General features: G+C 36.3%; 19 protein-coding genes and 1 tRNA gene. 5 read left to right on the plus strand and 15 right to left on the minus strand.

Features of this window, described 5'->3' with window-relative positions:
• The first annotated feature begins 14 nt into the window (after positions 1-14).
• On the plus strand, positions 15-536 hold the full coding sequence (locus KBW87_RS05420; protein WP_057810783.1) for a hypothetical protein: 522 nt from the start codon (positions 15-17) through the stop codon (positions 534-536).
• Here KBW87_RS05420 and KBW87_RS05425 read toward each other — a convergent pair.
• The 5 genes from KBW87_RS05425 to KBW87_RS05445 form a co-directional block, all read right to left on the minus strand.
• Positions 533-1,099, minus strand: coding sequence for a GNAT family N-acetyltransferase (locus KBW87_RS05425; RefSeq protein ID WP_057810781.1), 567 nt, complete (start codon positions 1,097-1,099; stop codon positions 533-535). The two genes, KBW87_RS05420 and KBW87_RS05425, sit on opposite strands and share 4 nt — an antisense overlap.
• Positions 1,100-1,430: 331 nt before the next feature.
• Complete coding sequence (gene tpiA, locus KBW87_RS05430) at positions 1,431-2,186, minus strand: triose-phosphate isomerase (RefSeq protein ID WP_004044944.1); 756 nt, start codon at positions 2,184-2,186, stop codon at positions 1,431-1,433.
• Between the two features lie 21 nt (positions 2,187-2,207).
• Positions 2,208-3,419 carry a phosphoglycerate kinase gene (locus KBW87_RS05435; RefSeq protein ID WP_057810779.1) on the minus strand — a complete coding sequence of 404 codons (1,212 nt, stop codon included), beginning with the start codon at positions 3,417-3,419 and terminating at the stop codon, positions 2,208-2,210.
• Positions 3,420-3,535: 116 nt separating this feature from the next.
• Positions 3,536-4,552, minus strand: coding sequence for a type I glyceraldehyde-3-phosphate dehydrogenase (gene gap / locus KBW87_RS05440; RefSeq protein WP_004044948.1), 1,017 nt, complete (start codon positions 4,550-4,552; stop codon positions 3,536-3,538).
• A gap of 53 nt (positions 4,553-4,605) precedes the next feature.
• Entirely contained in the window at positions 4,606-5,637 is a 1,032-nt protein-coding gene (locus KBW87_RS05445; protein WP_004044949.1) for a sugar-binding transcriptional regulator, read from the minus strand.
• 252 nt (positions 5,638-5,889) lie between these two features.
• Between KBW87_RS05445 and KBW87_RS05450 the strand changes: the two genes are divergently transcribed.
• Positions 5,890-5,961: transfer RNA gene (locus KBW87_RS05450), tRNA-Arg, on the plus strand.
• 31 nt (positions 5,962-5,992) lie between these two features.
• Here the strand turns inward: KBW87_RS05450 and KBW87_RS05455 are convergent.
• The 4 genes from KBW87_RS05455 to KBW87_RS05470 form a co-directional block, all read right to left on the minus strand.
• A complete protein-coding gene (locus KBW87_RS05455; RefSeq protein WP_057810777.1) occupies positions 5,993-6,919 on the minus strand; it encodes a glycosyltransferase family 2 protein in 927 nt (308 codons plus the stop codon).
• Between the two features lie 6 nt (positions 6,920-6,925).
• A complete protein-coding gene (locus tag KBW87_RS05460) occupies positions 6,926-7,336 on the minus strand; it encodes a GtrA family protein (RefSeq protein WP_057810775.1) in 411 nt (136 codons plus the stop codon).
• Positions 7,337-7,410: 74 nt separating this feature from the next.
• Entirely contained in the window at positions 7,411-8,907 is a 1,497-nt protein-coding gene (locus tag KBW87_RS05465; protein WP_236695274.1) for an SH3-like domain-containing protein, read from the minus strand.
• 75 nt (positions 8,908-8,982) lie between these two features.
• The gene (locus tag KBW87_RS05470; RefSeq protein ID WP_057810773.1) at positions 8,983-10,482 is read right to left on the minus strand and encodes an LBA0864 family S-layer associated protein; all 1,500 of its coding nucleotides are present in this window, start codon (positions 10,480-10,482) and stop codon (positions 8,983-8,985) included.
• 184 nt (positions 10,483-10,666) lie between these two features.
• Between KBW87_RS05470 and KBW87_RS05475 the strand changes: the two genes are divergently transcribed.
• Positions 10,667-12,103, plus strand: a complete 1,437-nt coding sequence (locus KBW87_RS05475; protein WP_057810770.1) for an APC family permease — start codon at positions 10,667-10,669, stop codon at positions 12,101-12,103.
• An 89-nt stretch (positions 12,104-12,192) separates the two neighbouring features.
• Positions 12,193-12,639 carry a Fur family transcriptional regulator gene (locus KBW87_RS05480; RefSeq protein ID WP_057810768.1) on the plus strand — a complete coding sequence of 149 codons (447 nt, stop codon included), beginning with the start codon at positions 12,193-12,195 and terminating at the stop codon, positions 12,637-12,639.
• A gap of 32 nt (positions 12,640-12,671) precedes the next feature.
• Here the strand turns inward: KBW87_RS05480 and KBW87_RS05485 are convergent, their stop codons facing one another.
• The 4 genes from KBW87_RS05485 to KBW87_RS05500 form a co-directional block, all read right to left on the minus strand.
• A complete protein-coding gene (locus tag KBW87_RS05485; RefSeq protein ID WP_057810766.1) occupies positions 12,672-14,030 on the minus strand; it encodes a C45 family autoproteolytic acyltransferase/hydrolase in 1,359 nt (452 codons plus the stop codon).
• A 13-nt stretch (positions 14,031-14,043) separates the two neighbouring features.
• Positions 14,044-15,369 carry a C1 family peptidase gene (locus KBW87_RS05490; protein ID WP_057810765.1) on the minus strand — a complete coding sequence of 442 codons (1,326 nt, stop codon included), beginning with the start codon at positions 15,367-15,369 and terminating at the stop codon, positions 14,044-14,046.
• Between the two features lie 34 nt (positions 15,370-15,403).
• A complete protein-coding gene (locus KBW87_RS05495; protein WP_057810762.1) occupies positions 15,404-17,053 on the minus strand; it encodes an APC family permease in 1,650 nt (549 codons plus the stop codon).
• Positions 17,054-17,302: 249 nt separating this feature from the next.
• Positions 17,303-18,985: an SH3-like domain-containing protein gene (locus tag KBW87_RS05500; protein ID WP_057810760.1), complete on the minus strand. Its 1,683-nt coding sequence runs from the start codon at positions 18,983-18,985 to the stop codon at positions 17,303-17,305.
• Between the two features lie 192 nt (positions 18,986-19,177).
• Between KBW87_RS05500 and clpP the strand changes: the two genes are divergently transcribed.
• A complete protein-coding gene (gene clpP / locus KBW87_RS05505; RefSeq protein WP_057810758.1) occupies positions 19,178-19,762 on the plus strand; it encodes an ATP-dependent Clp endopeptidase proteolytic subunit ClpP in 585 nt (194 codons plus the stop codon).
• A 44-nt stretch (positions 19,763-19,806) separates the two neighbouring features.
• Here clpP and whiA read toward each other — a convergent pair whose 3' ends face one another.
• Positions 19,807-20,742 carry a DNA-binding protein WhiA gene (gene whiA, locus KBW87_RS05510; protein WP_057810756.1) on the minus strand — a complete coding sequence of 312 codons (936 nt, stop codon included), beginning with the start codon at positions 20,740-20,742 and terminating at the stop codon, positions 19,807-19,809.
• Positions 20,735-21,778, minus strand: coding sequence for a gluconeogenesis morphogenetic factor MgfK (gene mgfK / locus KBW87_RS05515; RefSeq protein WP_057810754.1), 1,044 nt, complete (start codon positions 21,776-21,778; stop codon positions 20,735-20,737). The genes whiA and mgfK overlap by 8 nt, the downstream gene beginning before the upstream one ends.
• Between the last annotated feature and the right edge of the window lies 1 nt (position 21,779).

Here is a 21,779-nt window from a genome sequence, read left to right on the forward strand (position 1 = left end):
CAGAGGTGAGAATAATGCAATTCTTGCTAGAATTAAATCAGAGAAAAGCATACGGTCAAATTCCAGTGATTGGTCCACATGGGAAAATTATGTATATTATTCGTGGTAATCTCGATAATCCTAACCATACCCTGTATCTTTACGACATTAAAAATCATGAAGTGGGCCGACTTTTTCGCGATCGTGGTGGAATCATTGTTTCTTTTATTGTTGATGTTATCAATCATTCTTTAGTAGAAGTGAAAAAACTAAATAGTCCGGCAACTAATTTATTCTATGTTACTCGGCTTAATTATTTAGTAACTGGGAGCATAAAAAAAGGCACTTACACATTTCGATCAGGAATCAAAAATGTTGCAAATGTCAAAACTATCATGGAAAAATCAGGGGTAGTACTAGTCTGTGATATTAAAAGACCTGAGGACATTCCTTTCATCCTCCTAATTTCTGTTTTATTCACCCAGTGGCATGTTACACCGCTTAAATTACCAACGTTTCCACCTTTATCAAATCAATTTAGGACAGACATCAACTAAATTTCTTTAACCATATGATCATAAGTCCGATCACCAATGGTCATTTCATTTTTACTTTTATATCCCTTGTGCACATATAATTGTTGAGCACGGGGATTTTCCTTATCAACGTTTAAACTAATGAGTTTATAGCCATTATTTTGGGCAATTCTTTCAGCAAAATCCATTAATTGACTGGCGACATGCTCTCCCCAATGTTTAGGATCAACTGCCAAAGCATCAATGTACCATTCATGAGGCCAAGCTTCTTGATCTTCAAAAATCACAGTTTGAGTTGGAAGCCCCACTTTGGGATATTCTTTTTTCAAAACAAAATCAATAATTGACTGATCGTGATATGGGTACATATCTATCATACCAACCGGCTGATCTTGGTTATTAACTGCTACCCAAATTCGCCGATAAGAATAACGGTAATCTTCAGAAATAAAGCCTAATTTCATCAAATCATAAAATTGACTTTCTGGTAATTTTTTAATACTTTCCATATCCATCTCATCAAATATTTGTTTTAAAATGGGATAAATAAATGGAAAATCTGATTTTTTTGCTTTTCTAATCATAAAAAACTCCTCACATAGAAAGACAGCTATGAGAATTCCTCATAACTGCCTATCAAGAAAGTGATATAGATATAGATGTATTCTGCCATAATTGTTTTTGAGTAATAAGGAACTGGCAGAGACTGAATTTTGGAGATTTACATCAATGTGTGATTTCAACCTCCATTAATTATTATACTTCTTATAGAAAAAAGTACAAGTGATAAACAGTTATTTTCCTTTTAAAAATAATTGTTATATCGCCTTTTAGTTATATTATTCTCAAAATTTATTGTTATTTTATCATCAAAAAAGCCTCTGCCGGAGCAGAGACTTTTTTATTTATTACAAATTAGTCTTGGTAGTTAACTAAAGCCAAGAATGATTCTGGATCAAGTGAAGCACCACCAACTAATCCACCATCGATGTCTGGCTTAGACATCAATTCTTTAATGTTAGCTGGCTTTACTGAACCGCCGTATTGGATACGAACGTTTTCAGCAGTTTCTTCGTTGTACAAGTCCTTAACAGTTTCACGAATAGTCTTGCACATTTCTTCAGCTTGGTCTGATGAAGCAGTCTTACCAGTACCAATAGCCCAGATTGGTTCATAAGCAATAACAAGCTTTGAAACTTGATCTGCAGTTAAACCATCTAAAGCAGCCTTAATTTGAGCAACAACCCATTCATTTTGCTTGTTAGCTTCACGAGTTTCAAGTGATTCACCACAGCAAATAATTGGAGTTACTCCATTAGCAAATAAAGCCTTAGCCTTCTTGTTGATGTCTTCATCAGTTTCGTGGAAGTAACCACGACGTTCTGAGTGACCAATAATACAATAGTCAATACCCATTTCGTTCAAAACCTTAGGTGAAGTTTCACCAGTAAATGCACCTTCAACTTCAAAGTATGCATTTTCTGCACCAGTATGTAAGTTTGATCCTTCAGCGCTCTTCTTTAAAACGTAAAGATCAACTGCAGGAGCAGCAATAACTGATTCAACTTTACTTGGGTCTGGCAACTTACCCTTAACTGCATCAACAAATTCAGCAGTTTGTTCTGGGTTCATGTGTAATTTCCAGTTACCAGCAATAATTGGTGTACGCATTAAAATTATCCTTCCTTTTTTCTACTTATCAGAAACGCAAGCGATACCTGGTAATTCCTTACCTTCAAGATAGTTAAGTGATGCACCACCACCAGTAGAAATGTGGCTAATCTTAGGAGCAATACCCAATTGCTTAGCAGCTGCAGTTGAGTCACCACCACCGATAATAGTTACGGCATCCTTCAAGTTAGCTAAAGCACGGCCAACTTCCAAAGTACCTTCAGCAAAGTTTGGCATTTCGAATGCACCCATAGGTCCGTTCCAAACAACAGTCTTAGCATCCTTTAAGATGTCCTTGAACTTTTCAACAGTCTTAGGGCCGATGTCCAAGCCCATCATGTTGTCAGGAATATCGTCACCTACAACTTCACGTGAAGCATCGTTTGAGAATTCAGTAGCAGCAACGTTGTCAACTGGAAGAACAATCTTGTCGCCAGCCTTTTCAAGCAAGCTCTTAGCAAGTTCTACCTTGTCAGCTTCGAATAATGACTTACCAATCTTGTGACCTTGAGCAGCCAAGAAAGTATAAGCCATACCACCACCGATTAAAATGTGATCTGACTTAGGAATCAAGTTTTCAATAACACCGATCTTATCTGAAACCTTAGCACCACCAAGGATGGTTACAAATGGGTGAACTGGGTTTTCAACAGCGTCACCTAAGAACTTGATTTCCTTTTCAAGTAAGTAACCAGCTGCTGCAGGCTTACCAGCCTTCTTCATAGCAGTTGCAATACCTACGTTTGAAGCGTGACTTCTGTGAGCAGTCCCAAAAGCATCGTTTACAAACATGTCACCAAGGCTTGCCCAGTATTCACCAAGCTTAGGATCATTGCCTGATTCACGCTTACCAAAGTCGTTGTCGATATCTTGGAATCTAGTGTTTTCAAGAACAACAACGTCGCCGTCTTTCATGTTGTCGATAGTTTCTTCAACTTCCTTACCTTCATTTTCAGGTACGAAAGTTACAGGCTTCTTAAGTAATTCACTTAAACGTTCTGCAACAGGCTTTAATGATAATTCTTTCTTATCATCGTCGCTCTTAATACGGCCCAAGTGTGAAAGTAAAATTGCCTTACCACCGTGATTAATAATGTATTCAATAGTAGGAAGTGCAGCAACAATACGGTTGTCATCACCAATAACGCCGTCTTTAATAGGAACATTAAAGTCTACACGAACTAAAACCTTTTTTCCTTTAAGATCGAGATCTGAAACGATTAATTTAGCCATCAAAATCCCTCCGAAATTGATTTTATTATTTTTTCTTCAAAAAAAGGCGGAGGGGAAGAATCTCCCTCCGCCTTCTTCATTACCACTAACGTTAATCAGTTAATGAAAATTAATGATTAAAGAGTAGCAAAGTGTAACAAAGTACGAACCATTTGGCAAGTGAATGAGTATTCATTGTCGTACCAAGCAACAGTCTTAACTAATTGGTTGTCGCCTGCAGTAGTTACCATGGTTTGAGTTGGGTCAAAGATTGAACCAGCAGTCATACCTAAAACATCAGTTGAAACGATGTCGTGGTCGTTGTATGCAAATGAAGGACTTTCGTACTTCTTCATAGCTGCGTTAACTTCGTCAGCAGTTACCTTCTTGCCCAATACTGATACTAATTCAGTTACTGAACCATCTGGAACTGGAACACGTTGTGCGTGACCGTTCAACTTACCATTCAATTCTGGGATAACAAGGCCGATAGCCTTAGCAGCACCAGTTGAGTGAGGAATAATGTTGATAGCAGCAGCACGTGCTGAACGGAAGTTACCACCACGTACAGGACCATCCAAAAGCATTTGAGTTGAAGTGTATGCGTGGATAGTAGTCATAGTACCAACTTCAATGCCGAATTCCTTTTGTAAAGCATTAACCATTGGTGCCAATGAGTTAGTAGTACATGAACCAGCTGAAACGATCTTGTCGTTAGCGTCCAAAGTGTTTTGGTTAACACCGTAAACGATAGTCTTCAAGTCGTTACCTGCAGGTGCTGAAATCAATACACGCTTTGCACCAGCTTCAAGGTGAGCTTCTGACTTAGCCTTGCTAGTGTAGAAACCAGTACATTCAAGAACGAAGTCAACACCATCGTTCTTAACCCATGGAATGTTTTGTGCTTGTGGTTCAGCGTATACACGGTACTTCTTGCCGTCTACAACGATTGAGTCGTCAGTTGCTGAAACTTCGTGGTCAAAAGTACCATGAGTTGAGTCGTACTTAAGCAAGTGTGCCAAAAGTGCTGGAGTAGTCAAGTCGTTAATTGCAACAACTTCGATATCCTTTGACTTTTCGCCCAAATCCATAATACGACGGAATGCTAAACGACCAATACGGCCGAAACCGTTAATACCAATTTTAACTGTCATATCCTAAAGTCCTCCTTAAGAACTATAAACAACAATTTATTTTAAACAGGAATTTATTTCCTCTTTAAAATCTTATTTGAGGCGCCCTCATCAGTAATTAACCAGGTTTGACGAGGCGCATTAGGCATATAAGCTTTGATTGCTTCTGCTTTTCTTGCTCCACAAGCAAATGCAAATATGTGAGGTATTTTCTTTAGATTCTCAAACTGCAATCCAACCTGGGTGATGCGGTCAACAATCTTTCCTTTGTCATCGAAGAAACACCCGAAACATTCGGTGACAGCATGCTTTTCGCGAAGCTCAGAAAGCTTAATAGAATTATAGCCCCTACGCTGTGCCATTTCTTGAGCTAAGCCAATCCCATGAATCACAGCATCACTTTGCGAAATATCTTGCAGCAAGTCCGCAATCGTATCTTCACGAATCAAAGATTTATAAGCAGCTTCTGACACCTGCTCCGGCAAATACAAAGTTTTATATGAGCCGTTGGTTTTAGCTGCCATTTCTTGAACAATTGTGTTACTTTGAGTTGCAACATTCTCGCCCAAGGCTCCACGACCGGGAACAAATTCTAGTTGACGGTTATTACTCAAGCTACTTGATAAATACTTCGCGGCTTTAGCTAAAGCCGCCCCACCTAGAACAGTAATAATTGAATGACCTAACGGTAGAAGTAAATCCAATGCAGAATTTAGCTCTTCCCCCATTTCTTCAAAAACTCGATCTTGTAAATCTGCATTACCAGGAACAATAATGGTTCTTTCAATACCAAGTTTTTTAGCTAATTTAACCTCGTTTTCACCAGCGTTAAATAAGCGGTCAATCAACGGAGCTGCATCTTGTAATGTTTTCTCGCCCTTTTCAGTTAGGAACATTCCAAAGTTTTTAATCTCAATCAAACCAAGCTTTTTCAAATATTCTGTCTCAGTTCGAACATTACGCTCAGAAAGTCCTAAATGTTGAGCTACGACTCTACGCCCAACTGGCGCATTTAATGAAATCTGCTCAAGAACAAGATATCTTTGTCGAAGAATCTTTAAAACGTCAGGAACGAGAGCTTCGAGCAAGGAAAAGTCCGAGTTCATGAGCTCCCTCCTTCCCCTGGGACATAATGTGACCCAAGATGTGTCATTTTTCGTCCCAGAATGCTTAAAAATATAAGAGAAACGTAGCTTCAATAAATCTTTAACTCCTACATTTCTCAATCGACATTGTTAGTATAACAATGAATTTTTTGTAATTCAAGAAAAAACTTGTGTATTTTAAAAATATTCTAAATCGAGTGAAAAGGTTTTTATTTAGATTCGTTTTCTGCTATACTGAAAAAGGTATTATTTGGGTCTTTAGTGTAATGGATCGCACGTAAGATTCCGGTTCTTAAAATCTGGGTTCGACTCCCAGGGGACCCATTCAAAAAAGCGAGGAGATATCTCCTCGCTTTTATTTTTTCTCTTGAACAATGTATATCGGACGCCTCTTTACTTGTAAGAAAATTTTCCCAATATAGCGACCAATAACGCCAATGCAGAGTAACTGCAGACCTCCAATCAGCAAAATTATACTGACTAAAGATGCCCAGCCAAAAACATCTGTATTGGGATTGATAATGTGGCGCACAATTACTACAATCAGGCTCACAATTGAAATTATAAAAGATACACTTCCAATCCACACCGCAATATTTAACGGTGCCTGTGAAAAGTCTGCGATTCCAGCAAAAGCATACTTAAATAGCTCCCAAGTAGTCCAATCACTTTTTCCCGCAACTCTTTCAACGTTTTGATAATCCAAGTATTTTGTCCTAAAACCTACCCAGGAAAAGATACCTTTAGAAAAACGACTATATTCTTTTAACGATAAAACAGCATCCACCATTTGTCTTGTCATCATTCGATAATCACGAGCACCGGGCACAATATGAGTATTAGAAACCTGATTAATAAACTTGTAAAACATCCCACTAAAGAAAGATTTAATCTTACTTTCTCCATTACGATCCGTTCGACGAGTCCCAATGCAATCCCATTCACCAGTTTGAAGCAATTTATACATAATGGGTAAAAAAGATGGCGGATCTTGTAAATCTGCATCCATATCCACCACATAATCTCCAGTTGCTGCTTGTAACCCAGCGTATAAAGCCGCCTCTTTCCCGAAATTTCGCGAAAAAGAGATGTAATGAACATTTGGATTCTTTTCATGTAGCTGCCGTAATTCAGCTAAGGTTTTATCAGTAGAACCATCATTCACAAACCAATATTCAACTTTAACGTCCATCTTCCTAACTACTTTTTCAACTGCTTCATAAAAAAGCGGCAGCGCTTCTTCTTCATCATAGCAAGGGACTACAATTGATATCTTCTTCACTCTAGCTCATCCCTTCTTAAAAGTAATTGCTTTATTAATTCCAAATTGAATAAGTGTTGCAATTATCGTAGAGATAGCCTTAACGAGCAATTTATCTTGTCTGAGCAAGCTCACAAAAATGAATAAACAAATTGTCGTAAAAATGGTCGTAATCTGGCCCACGATATAATATTCAACAAATCTTTTAATTAAATGATCGTGAACTTTAAAATTTGCATAACTATTCCAAAGGAAGTTATTTATTAAACCACAACTTGAAGAAATCAAATTGGCAAGTTCTACTCTCATTTCTGTCATGAGAGTTAAAGTTGAATAGATTCCAAAATCAACAATCAAACCTAATATCCCAATCAAGCCATATCTAATTAATTGAATGAAATCTTCACTTTTTATAATTGCTAATACCTTACCTTGCATTACTACCCTCAACAATTCCTTAACACTTATAAGTCTTGTATTCTAGAACAAAAGTAGCAGTAAGACAAGAATTTCTACTTAATCCAGCCCCTGAATAATTCAGGACGTTCTGCAAGCTCCACATATAGATCATGGTTTGTGGCACTAATCCCTTCAATTTCGCGTCCACTATTAAAATGACTCGTTCTAAGAAGCTTACCATTTTTGGCAATATTTAAAATATAATCGTTAAATGCCAAATAAAACTGGTTTTTACGCTTATCATAAGTAAAACCTTGAACCGGAGAACCATTTCTCATGAAATCAGATCCACTTGCGCCAACTTCTTTAGGATGCCATTCATTGCCATGACGAGTCACGCGCCAATATTCAAAACGTTTCATCGCACTATTATGGAAAACAGCATAAAATTCATGATCATTTACAAAGACTGCATTATGAATATAGCGTGGATGATTTGCATCCCTATTCCAAATTTTAAAAGTCCAAATCTTACCAATCTGCAAATTATTTTTGTTAATACGCATAATTTCTTCTGACTTTGAACTATTGGTTAATAAGTGATTATTGGCAATTACATATAAATATTTATCAGTAGCGCTAAAAGTTTGACCATGCCCCATCTTAATGTATGGACTGAATTTAATACCCTTAGATAAGTTATAAAATTCATTCCAAGGCAGCCATGGTAACTTCTGCAGTTCGTATTTAGGAATTCCATTTAAATTATAAGAAATTATCCGAGCATGATTATAGTAAACATGCTTATACATTGCTAAATACATTCTGTTTTGAGAAACGGCCAATCCTTCTGGTGTAGGACCAGTCGATCCTTCAACACTTCCATCTACGTTTAAAGTGGCAGGTTGATAAAAGACAGTCTTCAAAGTCAAGCCACCACTTTTTAAAGTATGATCTGTGGTTTCAGGAGCAAAACTATTTCCCCAATTTCCTGATGTCTTATAGTGAGTTTTCCAAGTAGTGTAACTGCGACCTTTTTGCGGTTTTGCATTAGCTTTAGCAATTCCTTCTTTTTTATCACTTCTTACTATCACTTTACTTGTTGCGTGAGCCTTACCATAAGAATATTTAATAATGTGCGTCCCAATATCCCTTGAAGAAATACTAGGGTGATTTACATGAACTTTTCTAATATCGATAGCATTCCCATGCGCATCCGTAGCATAGTTTAAAGCATCGCGAACATTATAAGTATAGTTAGGATTGTAAACTAAACTTACATTTTTAGCGACAGAAATTTTATTTTTCTCAAAGGCGTTTTCATTCACCCACCCTGCTTTATGACCATTAATATAAACGTAGCAATAGCGAGAGCTTCCACTTTGACGAGTAGTCCCTGATTGAAAATTACTATAACGCAAAGCACCAGTATTCCCCATATAGCCACTTGGTCCACGTTTGCCTAAGTTGGCATAGATTCCATAACTACCTTTGTCAACAACTTTTGCGTTATATCTGGCTGCTTGCACCGAATTATGACTAAAGCCCATCAAGCTTATAGTCATAGTAGCTGCTGCCGTTAATAAATATATTCTCTTTTTTATCATCATATCTACACACTTTCTTCCGCAATAAAAAAAGCTATCCAATAAAATGGATGCTTTCTAATAATCATCAATGTCTTTTTAGAATTTGCCTTCAGTTAATTCTGCACGTTGAGCAAATTGAACGTAAAGTTTTGAATTAGTTGCTGATAAACCTTCAATTTCACGCTTAGTATTGAAGCGGTAGTGCTTTTGCGCTGCACCATTTTCAGCTACTTGGAAAATGTTATCATTAAAGCCGATAAAGAAGTGACCATTTCCATATGCAAAACCTTGAACTGGTGAATTTGAAATAAAGCTCCCATTAGTTGCTCCAATTTCAGTTGCCTTCCAATTATCACCATCTCTAGTTAACTTCCAGTATTCATAGCGATCGTAACCACCATTATGGAAGAGTGCGTACATAGTGTTATCGCCCACAAAGGTTGCATTATGGATGTAGCGATTTTCAGCTACTCTAATTGTCCAAATCTTATTAATTTGCATATCACTCTTACGGATTTGCATAACTTCTTCAGACTTTGGACCATTATTGTACTTATTATCATTGGCAAGTACATAGATGTAGTTGTTGGATGAACCAAGAGATTGACCATGACCTAACTTGATGTATGGACTCACCTTAATGTTGTTGGCATATGATTTAAAGGTACTCCAATTCATAGTAGTTAAATTTTGAGCCGCATACTTACTCTTGATTGCCCCTAAGTTATAGAGTGCCAAGTGTCCATATTGGTCACTATCACTAGAATAAAGTGAAGTTACAAAGTCATTTCCATTTACAGTCATCCCTTCTGGAATAACTCCAACTTGTCCCATCTTGTCTCCTGCTTGACCATAACCAAGACTTAAGAAGCGTGGTTGGAACAATCTAGTACGAAGAGTTAAACCATTGCTTGAGAAAGTATTACTGCTTGTTTCTGAAGTGTAATGATGAGCTGCATTCCAGTTTCTAGAGGAACCTTTGGACCCACCATTCCAAGTAGTAGTGGTCTTAAATCCCTTTTGAGGCTGCTTGGTTACTTCACCCATTTCAGACTCAGCATTATCGCGGACACTAATATTAACTGAAGCCTTAGCTTTACCATAGCTGTAATTTACAGTTGAAGGTTGAGTACTTACGTAAGTTTTTGAAACACTAACCTTGTCTGGATCAACGGCAGTACCTTGACCATCAGTTACATAATTAATTGCATCCCGTGTTGGAAAGCCATAATCAGAATTCTTAATCAATGAAACTTCTTTGGCTACAGAAATCTTGTTTCTAGCAAAGAAGTTTTGGCTAACCCAACCAACTTCACGACCGTTAACAATGATGTTCCAAAAATTTCCTTTCTTAGTAGAAACATATTGTTTAGATTGAATTTGGCCATGCTTAAAATACTTGGTAGAAGTAAATTTACCTGATGGACCATTCTTTGAAACTCGATGGTAAATTGCATAGTTCTTGGTTCCTGCAATCTTAGTAACTGCTTTACTATAGCTTTTTGCTTCAGCACGATTTTGAGTTGCACTAACAGCTAAAATACTACTAGCTAAAATCGCACTCAAAGCCATGCTAATCTTAAATGACTTTTTCATTGATTTCCTCCAAATTATCAAATATCGATGAAAACCAAAAATAGTATAGTCCAAGTAGAATACAAAATTCAACATGTTTTTAGTATACAAATAATAGTTATAGTTTTATTAGTTTGTCACTTTTATTTGTTAACTTGTTATATAATGAAAGGGTTCACATATTATTTAATAAAAGGAGAAAAATATGGTTGAATCACAAAGCAATCCTAAAAAGATGATGTGGACGACATTAGCAATGATGGCCTTTTCTACTGTGTGGGGATTTGGAAATGTTGTTAATGGATTTGTCTACTTTGATGGAACAAAAGTCATCTTTAGCTGGATTATTATGTTCTTGCTCTACTTTGTTCCTTATGCCTTAATGGTAGGAGAATTGGGTGCCACCTTTAAAAATGCTGAAGGTGGTGTCTCCTCCTGGGTGGAAGCTACAATGGGCGCAAAATGGGCTTATTATGCAGGCTGGACTTACTGGGCCTGCCATATTGTATATATTTCTAGTAAAGGAACGGGTGGACTTCGAGCCATGGCCTGGGGAATTTTTGGGAATACACTTTGGTATGATAGTTTACCAACTGCCTGGACTCAATTTGCGACTTTAGTTGTTTTCCTATTCTTCTGCTGGGTTACAAGTCGCGGAATTCAAGTTTTAAAAGGGTTGGCTACCGTAGCGGGAACTTCAATGTTCATTATGTCAATTTTATTCATCATTATGATGTTTACAGCTCCTGCTATTAATCCTCATGCCAATTATTATTCCATTAACTTTAATTGGAAGAGCTTAATGCCAACCTTTAACATAAAATACTTAACCTCTCTTTCAATCTTAGTATTTGCAGTGGGTGGATGTGAAAAGATCTCCCCATATGTAAATAAAGTTAAGAATCCTTCTAAAAATTTTCCTAAGGCAATGATGGCATTAGCTATTATGGTTATGATCTCTGCAATCCTTGGTACTTTTGCAATGGCTTTAATGTTTGATCCACAAATCGTCAATAAAAACCTTAATGAATATATTTCTAACGGACCTTACATGGCCTTCCAAAGATTAGGGGAATACTATCACGTTGGTGGTTTATTCATGTACATCTACTCTTGGTGTAATGTAATTGGTCAATTTTCAACTTTAGTTATTAGTATCGACGCCCCACTAAGAATGTTGCTTGGTAGTAAACAAGCTAAAGAATTCATCCCTAAAAAATTGCTAAAGGTTAATAAACACGGTGCTTACATTAATGGTATTTGGATGGTCGTAATTCTTTCAGGAAGTTTAATTGCCGCTCAAGCATTACTTCCCGACGCTCAATCAGTTATGGCTCAATTGGTTAAATTAAACTCGACCACAATGCCTATGCGGTATTTGTGGGTATTTGCAGCCTATATCGCGTTAAGAAAACAACAAGCAAAATTTGAGACGAGCTATCAAATGACCAAATCTCAACCACTTGCTTATACCGCCGGTGTATGGTGTTTCGGAATCACGGCTGCCTGCTGTATATTTGGAATTTACTCACCAGATTCATTTACCCTATTCTTAAATATTATTACTCCAATCATTTTGGTCGCACTTGGCCTTATTCTACCAGCCATTAAAAAGCATGAAGATGTGGCAATTTTAGATTAGAATAATTACAAATAAACATCCTTTTTAAGGGTGTTTTTTGTTTGCGCATGATACACTGGTTTTAGCAAAAACATAATGGAGGGGATTTTTTGGAAATTACATTAGAAAATCAAGCACGAGAACTTTTACATGAGCATAGTCTTAAAGTTACCAAACCTCGATTACGGATTTTAACTTATTTAATGTCTCATCATAATCATCCAACCGTTGAAACTATCTATCAAGCCCAAAATGCAGCCGGTTTAATTAATAAGGCTACTATTTACAATACGTTAAATACTTTGGTTAAAGTAGGAATTATTATGGAAATCAAAAATGGGGATAACTCTACTCACTATGATTTTTTCGTTAAACCTCACTTTCACATCATTTGTAAAAATTATGGTAAAATTGCTGACGTTTTCTATCCAAATTTTGATAAGATTGAAGATCAAATGCGGGAAAATGCGGAGAAGCAAACTGGTTTTACAACTACTGCCAGCCATTTAGAAATTTTCGGCCTTTGTCCCGAATGTCAAAAAAAGCTAAAAAAATAGTGCTAGAAGATTGTTTTCTAGCACTATTTTCGTTATTCAGTAAATAATGTCCAAGGTTGGCTTGGTCTATCATAAAGATAGCCTTTTTGCCAATTCCATTCAGGATGTTGCTTCATAAAGCTTTTAGCGTCAAATGGTTCACCATCAGCTCTGCCAAAAATTCCCCACATATTCAAGTTCTCAATATCAGTAGCATCTGCACATTTTCCGTCACATGAACCACCTGGGAAGAAAGGTACATTCCAAACACCGTGAGGATCGTCAGCATAGTATTGAGGGTCAACATCATAGTGAGCACAAATATCACGTGAAGAAGCACATTGATAGCCTAAATATGGATCATACTTATCTGCTAAGATTCTTTTGGCCACCTCATCATCAATTGTCCCAGATACTTCCGGTAATAATTCTTCAAAGCGGGCTCTCCGGGCGCCAGTTTGCTGACGAGTATCGTTATAGCCATTATCAACACACTCAAGGTTGCGAATTCTTGGATTGTGACAGGCATTACAACCATAATAGAATCCCTCAGTTGACTTTAGCAACTCTTGATGCTTTAGTCCTTGTTCAAAGCGGGCAATCTCATCAGTATTAGTATCACAAAGGAGCCAAATATTCGCATAGCCGCCATTGTTTCCTTCATTAACTAATTTTATCCATTGATCAATATTATTTGCATATTGGGTAGCCTGGCGTGCACGAATAAATTCAGGCATTCCTTTCACATCATAGCCAACAAAACCAGCAATCGTCGTTTCCGTAATCCCAAGACCAGCCTCAGTAACATAGAAATCCGTCATCGAGTCAATATACCCTGGAACAGTTTGCATCTTAAATGCATGCCCCTTAGTTGGATGGACTTCTTCACAAATGTTAAAGTATTGCCCACTCCAAAAATCATCAAAACTTTCATGAGCAATTACCGGTTTACCATCTTTTGTGGCAGATCCGGTAGCCACAAATGCAGAGCAATGAGATCCTCGGGGTCCTTGAGGAGGGTTATTAGAATAATTAGCTGAGACTTGGGGCCACCAATAACCAGTTAATTCCATCCAATCATTCCAGGCGAGAATATCATTAATACTAGTTTTTAAACCGTTTGCAGTAAAACCATCAGCCATGCCACGCATTTCTTCCAAATATTCTTCAGGAATCTTATCTTTATGCAATTTAACTGCTTGATTAGCAAAGAAAGAATAATCCATTCCATATAACTCAAGCGTCATATGAGTGTAAACCCGAACTGCATCCCTGAATTCATTAGTTAAAAGATAACCATGTTGAAAGCCAATTTCATACGGATCACCTTGCACGTACAAATAATGCCAACCATTAATATCTTTTTTATTAGCTTTTGCGACAATTTTACTTTGCGTATCCGTTAACGTCATAATATTGCCTTCTTTAAATTGGGTTCATTGCATTCCAATATGGAAGCATTACTGGTTCTTTTTCATAAGCAGCAAGTTGTTCGTCAGTTAAGTACTTCTTGTTGACAACAGTTTCGTAGGTATATTGTTCCATCCAATCGTTGCCCATAATGAAGTATCCTTTATGACCAACTTTTGAACCCCAAGAGTTTTGAATCTTCCATCTAATCGGCTCATCATCCCGAATATCAACACCAGAAATAAGCATTGCGTGTGTTGGTAAACTTTCACGGTATTCAAATCTCTTAGTCTTATCAGTACCTAACTTAATACCAAATGAACGATCCCAGTCAAAGACCTTCTCAGTTAAAACCCCCGCTTGTGGTGCCCATTCTTGAAGAACATCACAGCCAAACCATACAGGTTCATCATCTTTCAATTGTTTAATTGCAGTTTTCTCCATATCTTTCATTGAAACGTTGAAGTAACGACTTGGTTGTCCCCCAACCATATTTCCAGAGATTTCAACAGCAAATGAAGTATTATATGGATATTTCTCTCCCGGTAAATTCATCAGTTCAACATAGTCATTAAAATCAATATTCACAAACTTCTTAAAGAATTCCAATGGAGTAACTTGACCCGTAGTATGATATTCATTATTTTCGTCACGATATTCATAAGTAAATTTTTCTGGAGGTGTACCTAAAGAAATGGCTAAAATGCGATAGTTTTCCGCATTCATTTGATGAAGCACACTCTTTATCTTTTCATCAGATGCATCACTATTAACCAAATCACGTAGCTTCAAAGCATCTTTTTGCAATTTTCTATCATACATTCGATTCAATTCTTGAGAGTTAGCACTGACTGCATCTTCTGGCATAGCTTGCATTGGCACAATCCCGTATTTTTCGATTAAATCAACGAGTAATTGCCAATCGCCGCCGTCTTGTTGAGGGGTAGTAAGTAACCAGTTTACTAAACGATCAGACAATGGCTGATCAGCTGTATCAATAATGTTTTGGTAAAAATAATTACCCTTTTCGAGCTTGTCATAAAAATAAATATAACTAGGCGATAACTCCATATCTTTAATATGGTGATCTTTTTCAATATGGTAACGAATAAAATTTAAACCTGAGAAGTCCCAACAACGCCCAGATTTCTTTTGATTCATAACTTTATTTGAATCAATATCAATTGAAAATACAAATGGATGTGAATTTATTTCACTTTGATTTGTAATTGATTTCTTAATCCCGTTTTTCATCACGGCATTTTGAGTGTTGCGATATTTTGGTGTATCTAAAAATTTTGATCTAATTTGTTTTAAATTCTTATTATCAATTTGTACCATAAGTAATCTCTTTTCCTTAAAATCACGTATTTATTCAATTTTTACTAGTTGAAATTTCGTTATTTTCATCTTCCTTGACAATATTATTGGAAACCTGTTGATCTGGCTTATAAGGGCGCTTAATTGGCATCCCCATAGGGTTTTGATCTTTAGACATAACGGTAGTAGGAACGTTTGACAAAACTTTTCCTGGCTTTTTAAGCCCTTCGATTTCCCAAGTAAACGGGGCAAACTTGTTATGAGGATTTACCCAATTAGGATGCTTCTTTGAAAGCTGATATACGCTAAAGCAAATAACCAGAACCACAGCCACTAAAGCTAGAATAACTGAAACATAAACTATAGGTGATCCTACTTCGGACTTAACCTGTGCTGGAGGATAAATGGCAAGAACAATTGCAAAAGCTGAAGAAATCAACCCTAATCCTGCAACAATCCATGCCCCCACTTTTCCTCCTGGAACTCTAAATGAACGAGGACGGTTAGGTTGGTCATAACGCAAGCGCAGAAAAGCAGTAAACATCAAGATATAGTAAATCATGTATAAAACAGTAATTGTTTGAGTTAATAAAATCACAAATCCTTCCACATTAGGAATCAGTTTGACTAAATAGGCAACGATAGTCATGCCAGCAATTTGGGTATACATTAAATGAGCTGGCATATTATGTTTATTATTTTGCTGGAACCAGTGTGGCAAAAAGCCACTGCCTCCAACTTGTCCTAGCATAAATGATGGACCTGCCATATTAGTAACAACCATAGCAATCGTATTGAAAAGTAATGCCCAAACAAGAATCATATACAACCAAGGCATCCCGATTGTAGAGCCTAAAACCCGAAATACAGAATAAAGGGTATATAAAACATTGATTTGCTTTTCTGGAATAATCATCGCAATAATTACCGTACCAACAACAAAGATCAAGAAAGCAAGAATAATTGAAATAAACATTGCTTTAGTAAAATCTTTTTCTGGATGTTTTAACTGTTTGATATGAGCAGCATTCATATCAATACCCGTATATGAGAAAAACACTCCCGCAGCTAAGGCTAGAGTACTCATTCCATTCCATTTTGGAACTAATCCTTTAAATGTCATTGGAATAACTGGTTGGTGGCCTTGAGCTACCCAAACAATAGCCAAAATAATCATAACTGCCAAAGGGATCAAACTTCCGATAATAACTCCGTATTTAGCGATGTTAGAGAAAGCTTTAACACCTTTAGTCGAAAGATATGTAAGAACCCAATATAAAATAATCCAACCCGTCATGATCAACAATTCATGTTGTGGTGCTTGTGCAAACTTAACAGCCGCATCATAGTTGGGTGTATAAAACATTATTGTTGCAGTAAAGCTAGGCATTCCCATCCCAAAGTTTAGAATCAATTGAAACCACAGGATAAGTAAGCAAGTTAATCCCCAGCCTTTGCCTAATCCTTCACCAACCCAACGGAAAATTCCTCCACGATTACTCCAACCTGAACCTAATTCCGCAGCAACTAGAGCTGTTGGAATAAAGAAACAAATGGCGCCAATTGCGAAGTAAGTTACTGAGGCAAGCCCATAAAATGATTGCTGAACATCATTTGCTAGTCCCGCAACAATGGAAACATTCATCATTGTTAAGGCAAGTACGGAGATATAGGTCTTTTTCCTGTTAGTTTTTTCTTCTCCCATGCAAATACTCACTTCTTCCAAAAGAAACTTACTGAAAGTTAATCTATAAAAATAAAAAATTAATACAATAAATAACTATTTATATAATAACTTGCAAGTTAAGATAATAATTATATATTCACCTTTTAGATTAGAAGCTAAAAATCTAAAAAGCAAGTAAAAGCAATCGAGCTCTCTTGTGTCAAAAATAAAAAAGGTAGATAAAAACATCTTCATGTTTCTATCTACCCTTTATTCAGATAGTCTATTTTACTTCAAATCGCCAACTAATAATTCTGCTCTTTGAGCTAAGTTTACATATAACTTATTATCACTAATTGAAATACCTTCTACTTCACGACCACTCTTAAATTGGTATGAATGTTTAAGCGTACCATCATAACCAACTTTAAAGATTAAGTCATTGAAGGAAATGTAGAAGTTATTGTTCTTGGTATCATACGTAAATCCTTGAACAGGTGCACCGTTATTTACGAAATCACCATCAGTTACCCCAACTAATTGTGAATACCAATTATCGCCAGTCCGTGATAACTTCCAGTATTCATAACGATGTTTTTCAGTATCATGGTAAAGCCCATACATAGTATGATCATCAACTACCACTGCGTTTTGGTAGTAACGAGAATCTTCTGCATTTCCCTTATTCCAAGTCTTAACAGTCCAAATCTTATTAATGCACATGTCACTCTTACGGATTTGAACTAATTCTTCTGAATCAGTAGTTTGATGCATTGTATGATCATTTACTAAAGCATAAATATACTTGTCAGTTGATCCTAAGGCTTGTCCGTGACCAATTGGAATATAAGGACTTACTTTAATATTTTGAACATACTTATTAAACTTATCCTGACTCATTTCATTTAAGTGTTGAGGATTATAAGGGCTCTTCAACTTACTTAAATCATAACCAACAATATGGCCATTCATCAAATTAGTGTGGCTAAGCAAACTAGTATAAGCCCAGTTATTTGAAACTGTTACACCTTCTGGAATATGACCTACACGATTAATATTTCCATCATCAGAATAAGTTTTAATACTTAATAGAACTGGTTGATATAAACGAGTGGTCAAAGAAAGGTTTCCACTAGAAAAAGTATGCTTTACAGTTTCTGGTTGGAATTCCTTAGGACTAATATAGTTGATTGAGGCACCGTAGTGTGAATCCCATGATTGAAAATCATTAGTACCTTTTTTAGCTGAAACGCTATCAGCATCCCCGTAACCTTCTTTGGTACTCTTTCTTACTGTGATAGCTACAGTCGAACTACCTGACCCATAAGTGTACTTTACCTTATAAGTCTTTGGGGTACCACAATTAATTGTAGACTTAGAAACATTCACTTCTTGGTTGTCTACGACTGTACCGGTTGAATCAGTAGCATAACTAATTGCATCTTTAGGATCGAAAGTATAATTATCATTTCTTACCAAAGAAACGGTCTTTGGAGTTTCGATTGTGTTTCTAGCAAAGTAGTTTTGGTTAACCCAACCTACACGTCGACCATCTACATAAATCAACCAGTAAGTATATTTCTTAGTCTTAATACTTTGATTTGATTGAATATGGCTATAGCGGAAATTTTGACCATCGGCTACCTTAGTATGAACTTTACCGTTTGAAACACTCTTCCATACCTTGTAATTCTTAGCTCCAGCTACTTTAGTCATAATATCGTAACTAGTAGTAGTTTGCGCAGGCTCTTTCTTTTTATCCGTTACATTACCCGCTTCACTATCACCTTTAGTAGCTAAATTATTTTTGCTTGAAGAATCTGTATCACTTTTTACACTTGAATCAGTTGTTTTTGTACTTGTGTTTTGGCTAGTACTTGCTGCAAATGTAGTTGTAGAATAACCAGCAAAAATTCCTAAACTGATTACCAAAGCAGATGCACATGTCAAAACTTTCTTTGAATAATTCAAAAAAATTCCCTCCGAAATAATAATTCACTACTTCTATTGTAATATGAACCATAGTAATAGAAAAATACAAAATCAATACAATTTAATTAATTTTTAGCATCTGAGCCTCATCTATTGACATAATTAAAAGTAAGTGATTTAATTAGCACTGTACTCATGAGAGTGCTAACAATTTTTATAGGAGGCAAATATATGCTTGTACCTACAGTTATTGAACAAACTGCTCGTGGCGAACGTGCCTACGATATTTACTCACGTTTATTAAAAGATAGAATTATCATGCTTAGCGGTGAAATCAACGACCAAATGGCTAACTCAATCATCGCTCAATTATTATTCCTTGATGCACAAGACAATACTAAAGACATTTCTCTTTACATTAACTCACCAGGTGGTGTAATTACTTCTGGTCTTGCAATTATGGATACTATGAACTTTATTAAATCAGACGTTTCTACTATTGCAATTGGTATGGCTGCTTCAATGGCATCTATTCTTTTGACCAGTGGTACTAAGGGTAAGCGTTTCGCACTTCCTAACTCAACTGTTTTAATTCACCAACCTTTAGGTGGTGCTCAAGGTCAACAAACCGACATTCAAATTGCTGCTGAAGAAATTTTGAAGAGTCGTAAGAAGATTAATCAAATCTTACACGAAACTACCGGTCAACCTTTGGAAAAGATCCAAAAGGATACTGAACGTGATAACTACCTTAGTGCTGAAGAAGCGAAGGAATACGGTTTAATCGATGAAATTATGGTTAACAAGAAGAAGTAATTTCAAATAATATAAAAAATAGAGTTCCACGGAACTCTATTTTTTTACGCCCTTAAACCATCTGCTAACTCACGTAATTTTTTAAAACGATGATTCACACCTGATTTTGAAATTGGACCATCTGGAATTTGTTCAGCAACTTCCTTTAATGAAAGCTCCGGATGACTTAACCGAAAACGAGCTAAACTTTGCAATTTATCAGGTAAACTATCTAAACCATTTTTTTCATCAATTAATTGAATATCTTCAACTTGTTTAGCAGCCGCGGTGGCTGTTTTTTTCATATTGGCAGTATCACAATTAACCAAACGATTTACTGAATTACGCATATCCCGCATAATTCGTAAATCCTCAAAAGAAAGCATGGCATTTAATGCACCAATAATATGCAAGAAATCACCAATTTTTTCTGCTTCTTTCAAATAAGTAATATAGCCTCGTCTCCGCTTAGTTGTTTTAGCATTCAAGTAAAAATACTGATTCATCAACTTCGCCAAATCCAAATTATGATCTTCATAAGTTGAATAAATTTCTAAGTGGTAGCGACTTGTTTCTGGATTATTAACGCTCCCTCCTGCCAAAAAAGCCCCTCTTAAATAGGACATTGCTCCTTCACGTGACTTCATAATACGTTCAGGAATGCGGGTAACCAAGCCTTTTTCATCATCCCAAATTTGAAGATTCTCCAAAATCTCTTTTACATTTCGCTGTAAACGAACCAAATATTGATTATTTTTCTTCAATTTCATCTTCTTGGAAACAATTAATAAAGGTTCAATTCCATAAGCAATTTTAATTAAAGAAAAAATACGCCGAGCAATTGCAGGATTTTCTGTAGTAATATCTAAACTAAATTGATGATCATGTAAGTTTAATACCCCATTCATACGCAAAAAAGCGGCCAATTCCGCTTTTGCATGCTCGGGATGAACCGGCAAAGAAGTTAATTCTTTTTTGACATCACTTGCATAACTAACCATTATTATCAGCCATTCTTCTCCTTGACATCGCTTCAAATGCCAAATTAATGATTTCCTTAGCTACTTTTTCTCCATCATGAAAAACTAAGCCATGACGTTGATCAATAAAATCATCGGTAATTACTCGGCATTCTTGTTCTCTTAATCCTGCAAAATCATTCCCAACTGGCTCCAAATACTCATCATAATCTTCTGGATGGAACTTGCTCATATCAATTTTGGCACCATTTACCAAAGCAGTATTGATATAATGTCCCCCCAGATGATCATTAATCACTTTAACATGATCAGCGTCATTAAAATGATCCGTTTCACCACGTTGAGTCATGATATTACAAATATAAATAACCTCAGCACTAGTTTCTCGAACAGCTTCTCCTAAATTAGAAATCATTAAATTAGGTAAAATTGAAGTAAATAAACTTCCTGGTCCCAAAACTACTGCATCAGCTTGCATAATTGCTGCTAAAACTGGCAAAACAGCCTTAGGTTCTTCATTTGAATCAGTATCAGTTACCCATACTCGTTTAATGCGCTTATCTTTAGAAGTGATTTCAGTTTCACCAACTTCAGTTGTCCCATCAACAAATTCCGCATTTAAAGTCAAAGGTTCATTAGAAGCAGGAAAAACATGGCCATCTACTTGCATCATTTTTGAAAGTGATTGAACTGCATCAAAAATATTTCCATGCATTTCATTCAAAGCCGCAATAATCAAATTTCCAATTGCATGACCTGAGAAAAATGAATCAGAAGAATCAAAGCGATATTGAAAAATATTTTTCTTTTCTTGGGAAATATCGCTTAATGATACCAACACATTTCTAATATCACCAGGTGGAACTACATTGATAAAATTGCGAATTGATCCAGATGAACCACCATCATCAGAAACGGTGACGATTGCTGTAATTTCTGCATTGCGCTTTTTTAAAGCATTTAAAATTACTGGTAAGCCTGTACCGCCTCCAATAACTACTACTTTGGGACGTCTGCCTTTTATTACTCGAACTATTTTAGTTTCTGCGTATGACAAA

Origin of the sequence: Lactobacillus intestinalis (assembly GCF_024397795.1) — a bacterium.
In the GTDB taxonomy this organism is placed as follows: domain Bacteria; phylum Bacillota; class Bacilli; order Lactobacillales; family Lactobacillaceae; genus Lactobacillus; species Lactobacillus intestinalis.

Bases quoted from the DNA above. Each gene is read 5' to 3' on its own strand.
- KBW87_RS05435 (WP_057810779.1), bottom strand. From the start codon at position 3,419: ATGGCTAAATTAATCGTTTCAGATCTCGATCTTAAAGGAAAAAAGGTT.
- KBW87_RS05465 (WP_236695274.1), bottom strand. From the start codon at position 8,907: ATGATGATAAAAAAGAGAATATATTTATTAACGGCAGCAGCTACTATG.
- KBW87_RS05475 (WP_057810770.1), top strand. From the start codon at position 10,667: ATGGTTGAATCACAAAGCAATCCTAAAAAGATGATGTGGACGACATTA.
- KBW87_RS05470 (WP_057810773.1), bottom strand. From the start codon at position 10,482: ATGAAAAAGTCATTTAAGATTAGCATGGCTTTGAGTGCGATTTTAGCT.
- KBW87_RS05425 (WP_057810781.1), bottom strand. From the start codon at position 1,099: ATGATTAGAAAAGCAAAAAAATCAGATTTTCCATTTATTTATCCCATT.
- clpP (WP_057810758.1), top strand. From the start codon at position 19,178: ATGCTTGTACCTACAGTTATTGAACAAACTGCTCGTGGCGAACGTGCC.
- KBW87_RS05490 (WP_057810765.1), bottom strand. From the start codon at position 15,369: ATGGTACAAATTGATAATAAGAATTTAAAACAAATTAGATCAAAATTT.
- gap (WP_004044948.1), bottom strand. From the start codon at position 4,552: ATGACAGTTAAAATTGGTATTAACGGTTTCGGCCGTATTGGTCGTTTA.
- whiA (WP_057810756.1), bottom strand. From the start codon at position 20,742: ATGGTTAGTTATGCAAGTGATGTCAAAAAAGAATTAACTTCTTTGCCG.
- KBW87_RS05485 (WP_057810766.1), bottom strand. From the start codon at position 14,030: ATGACGTTAACGGATACGCAAAGTAAAATTGTCGCAAAAGCTAATAAA.
- KBW87_RS05495 (WP_057810762.1), bottom strand. From the start codon at position 17,053: ATGGGAGAAGAAAAAACTAACAGGAAAAAGACCTATATCTCCGTACTT.
- tpiA (WP_004044944.1), bottom strand. From the start codon at position 2,186: ATGCGTACACCAATTATTGCTGGTAACTGGAAATTACACATGAACCCA.
- KBW87_RS05445 (WP_004044949.1), bottom strand. From the start codon at position 5,637: ATGAACTCGGACTTTTCCTTGCTCGAAGCTCTCGTTCCTGACGTTTTA.
- KBW87_RS05420 (WP_057810783.1), top strand. From the start codon at position 15: ATGCAATTCTTGCTAGAATTAAATCAGAGAAAAGCATACGGTCAAATT.
- KBW87_RS05460 (WP_057810775.1), bottom strand. From the start codon at position 7,336: ATGCAAGGTAAGGTATTAGCAATTATAAAAAGTGAAGATTTCATTCAA.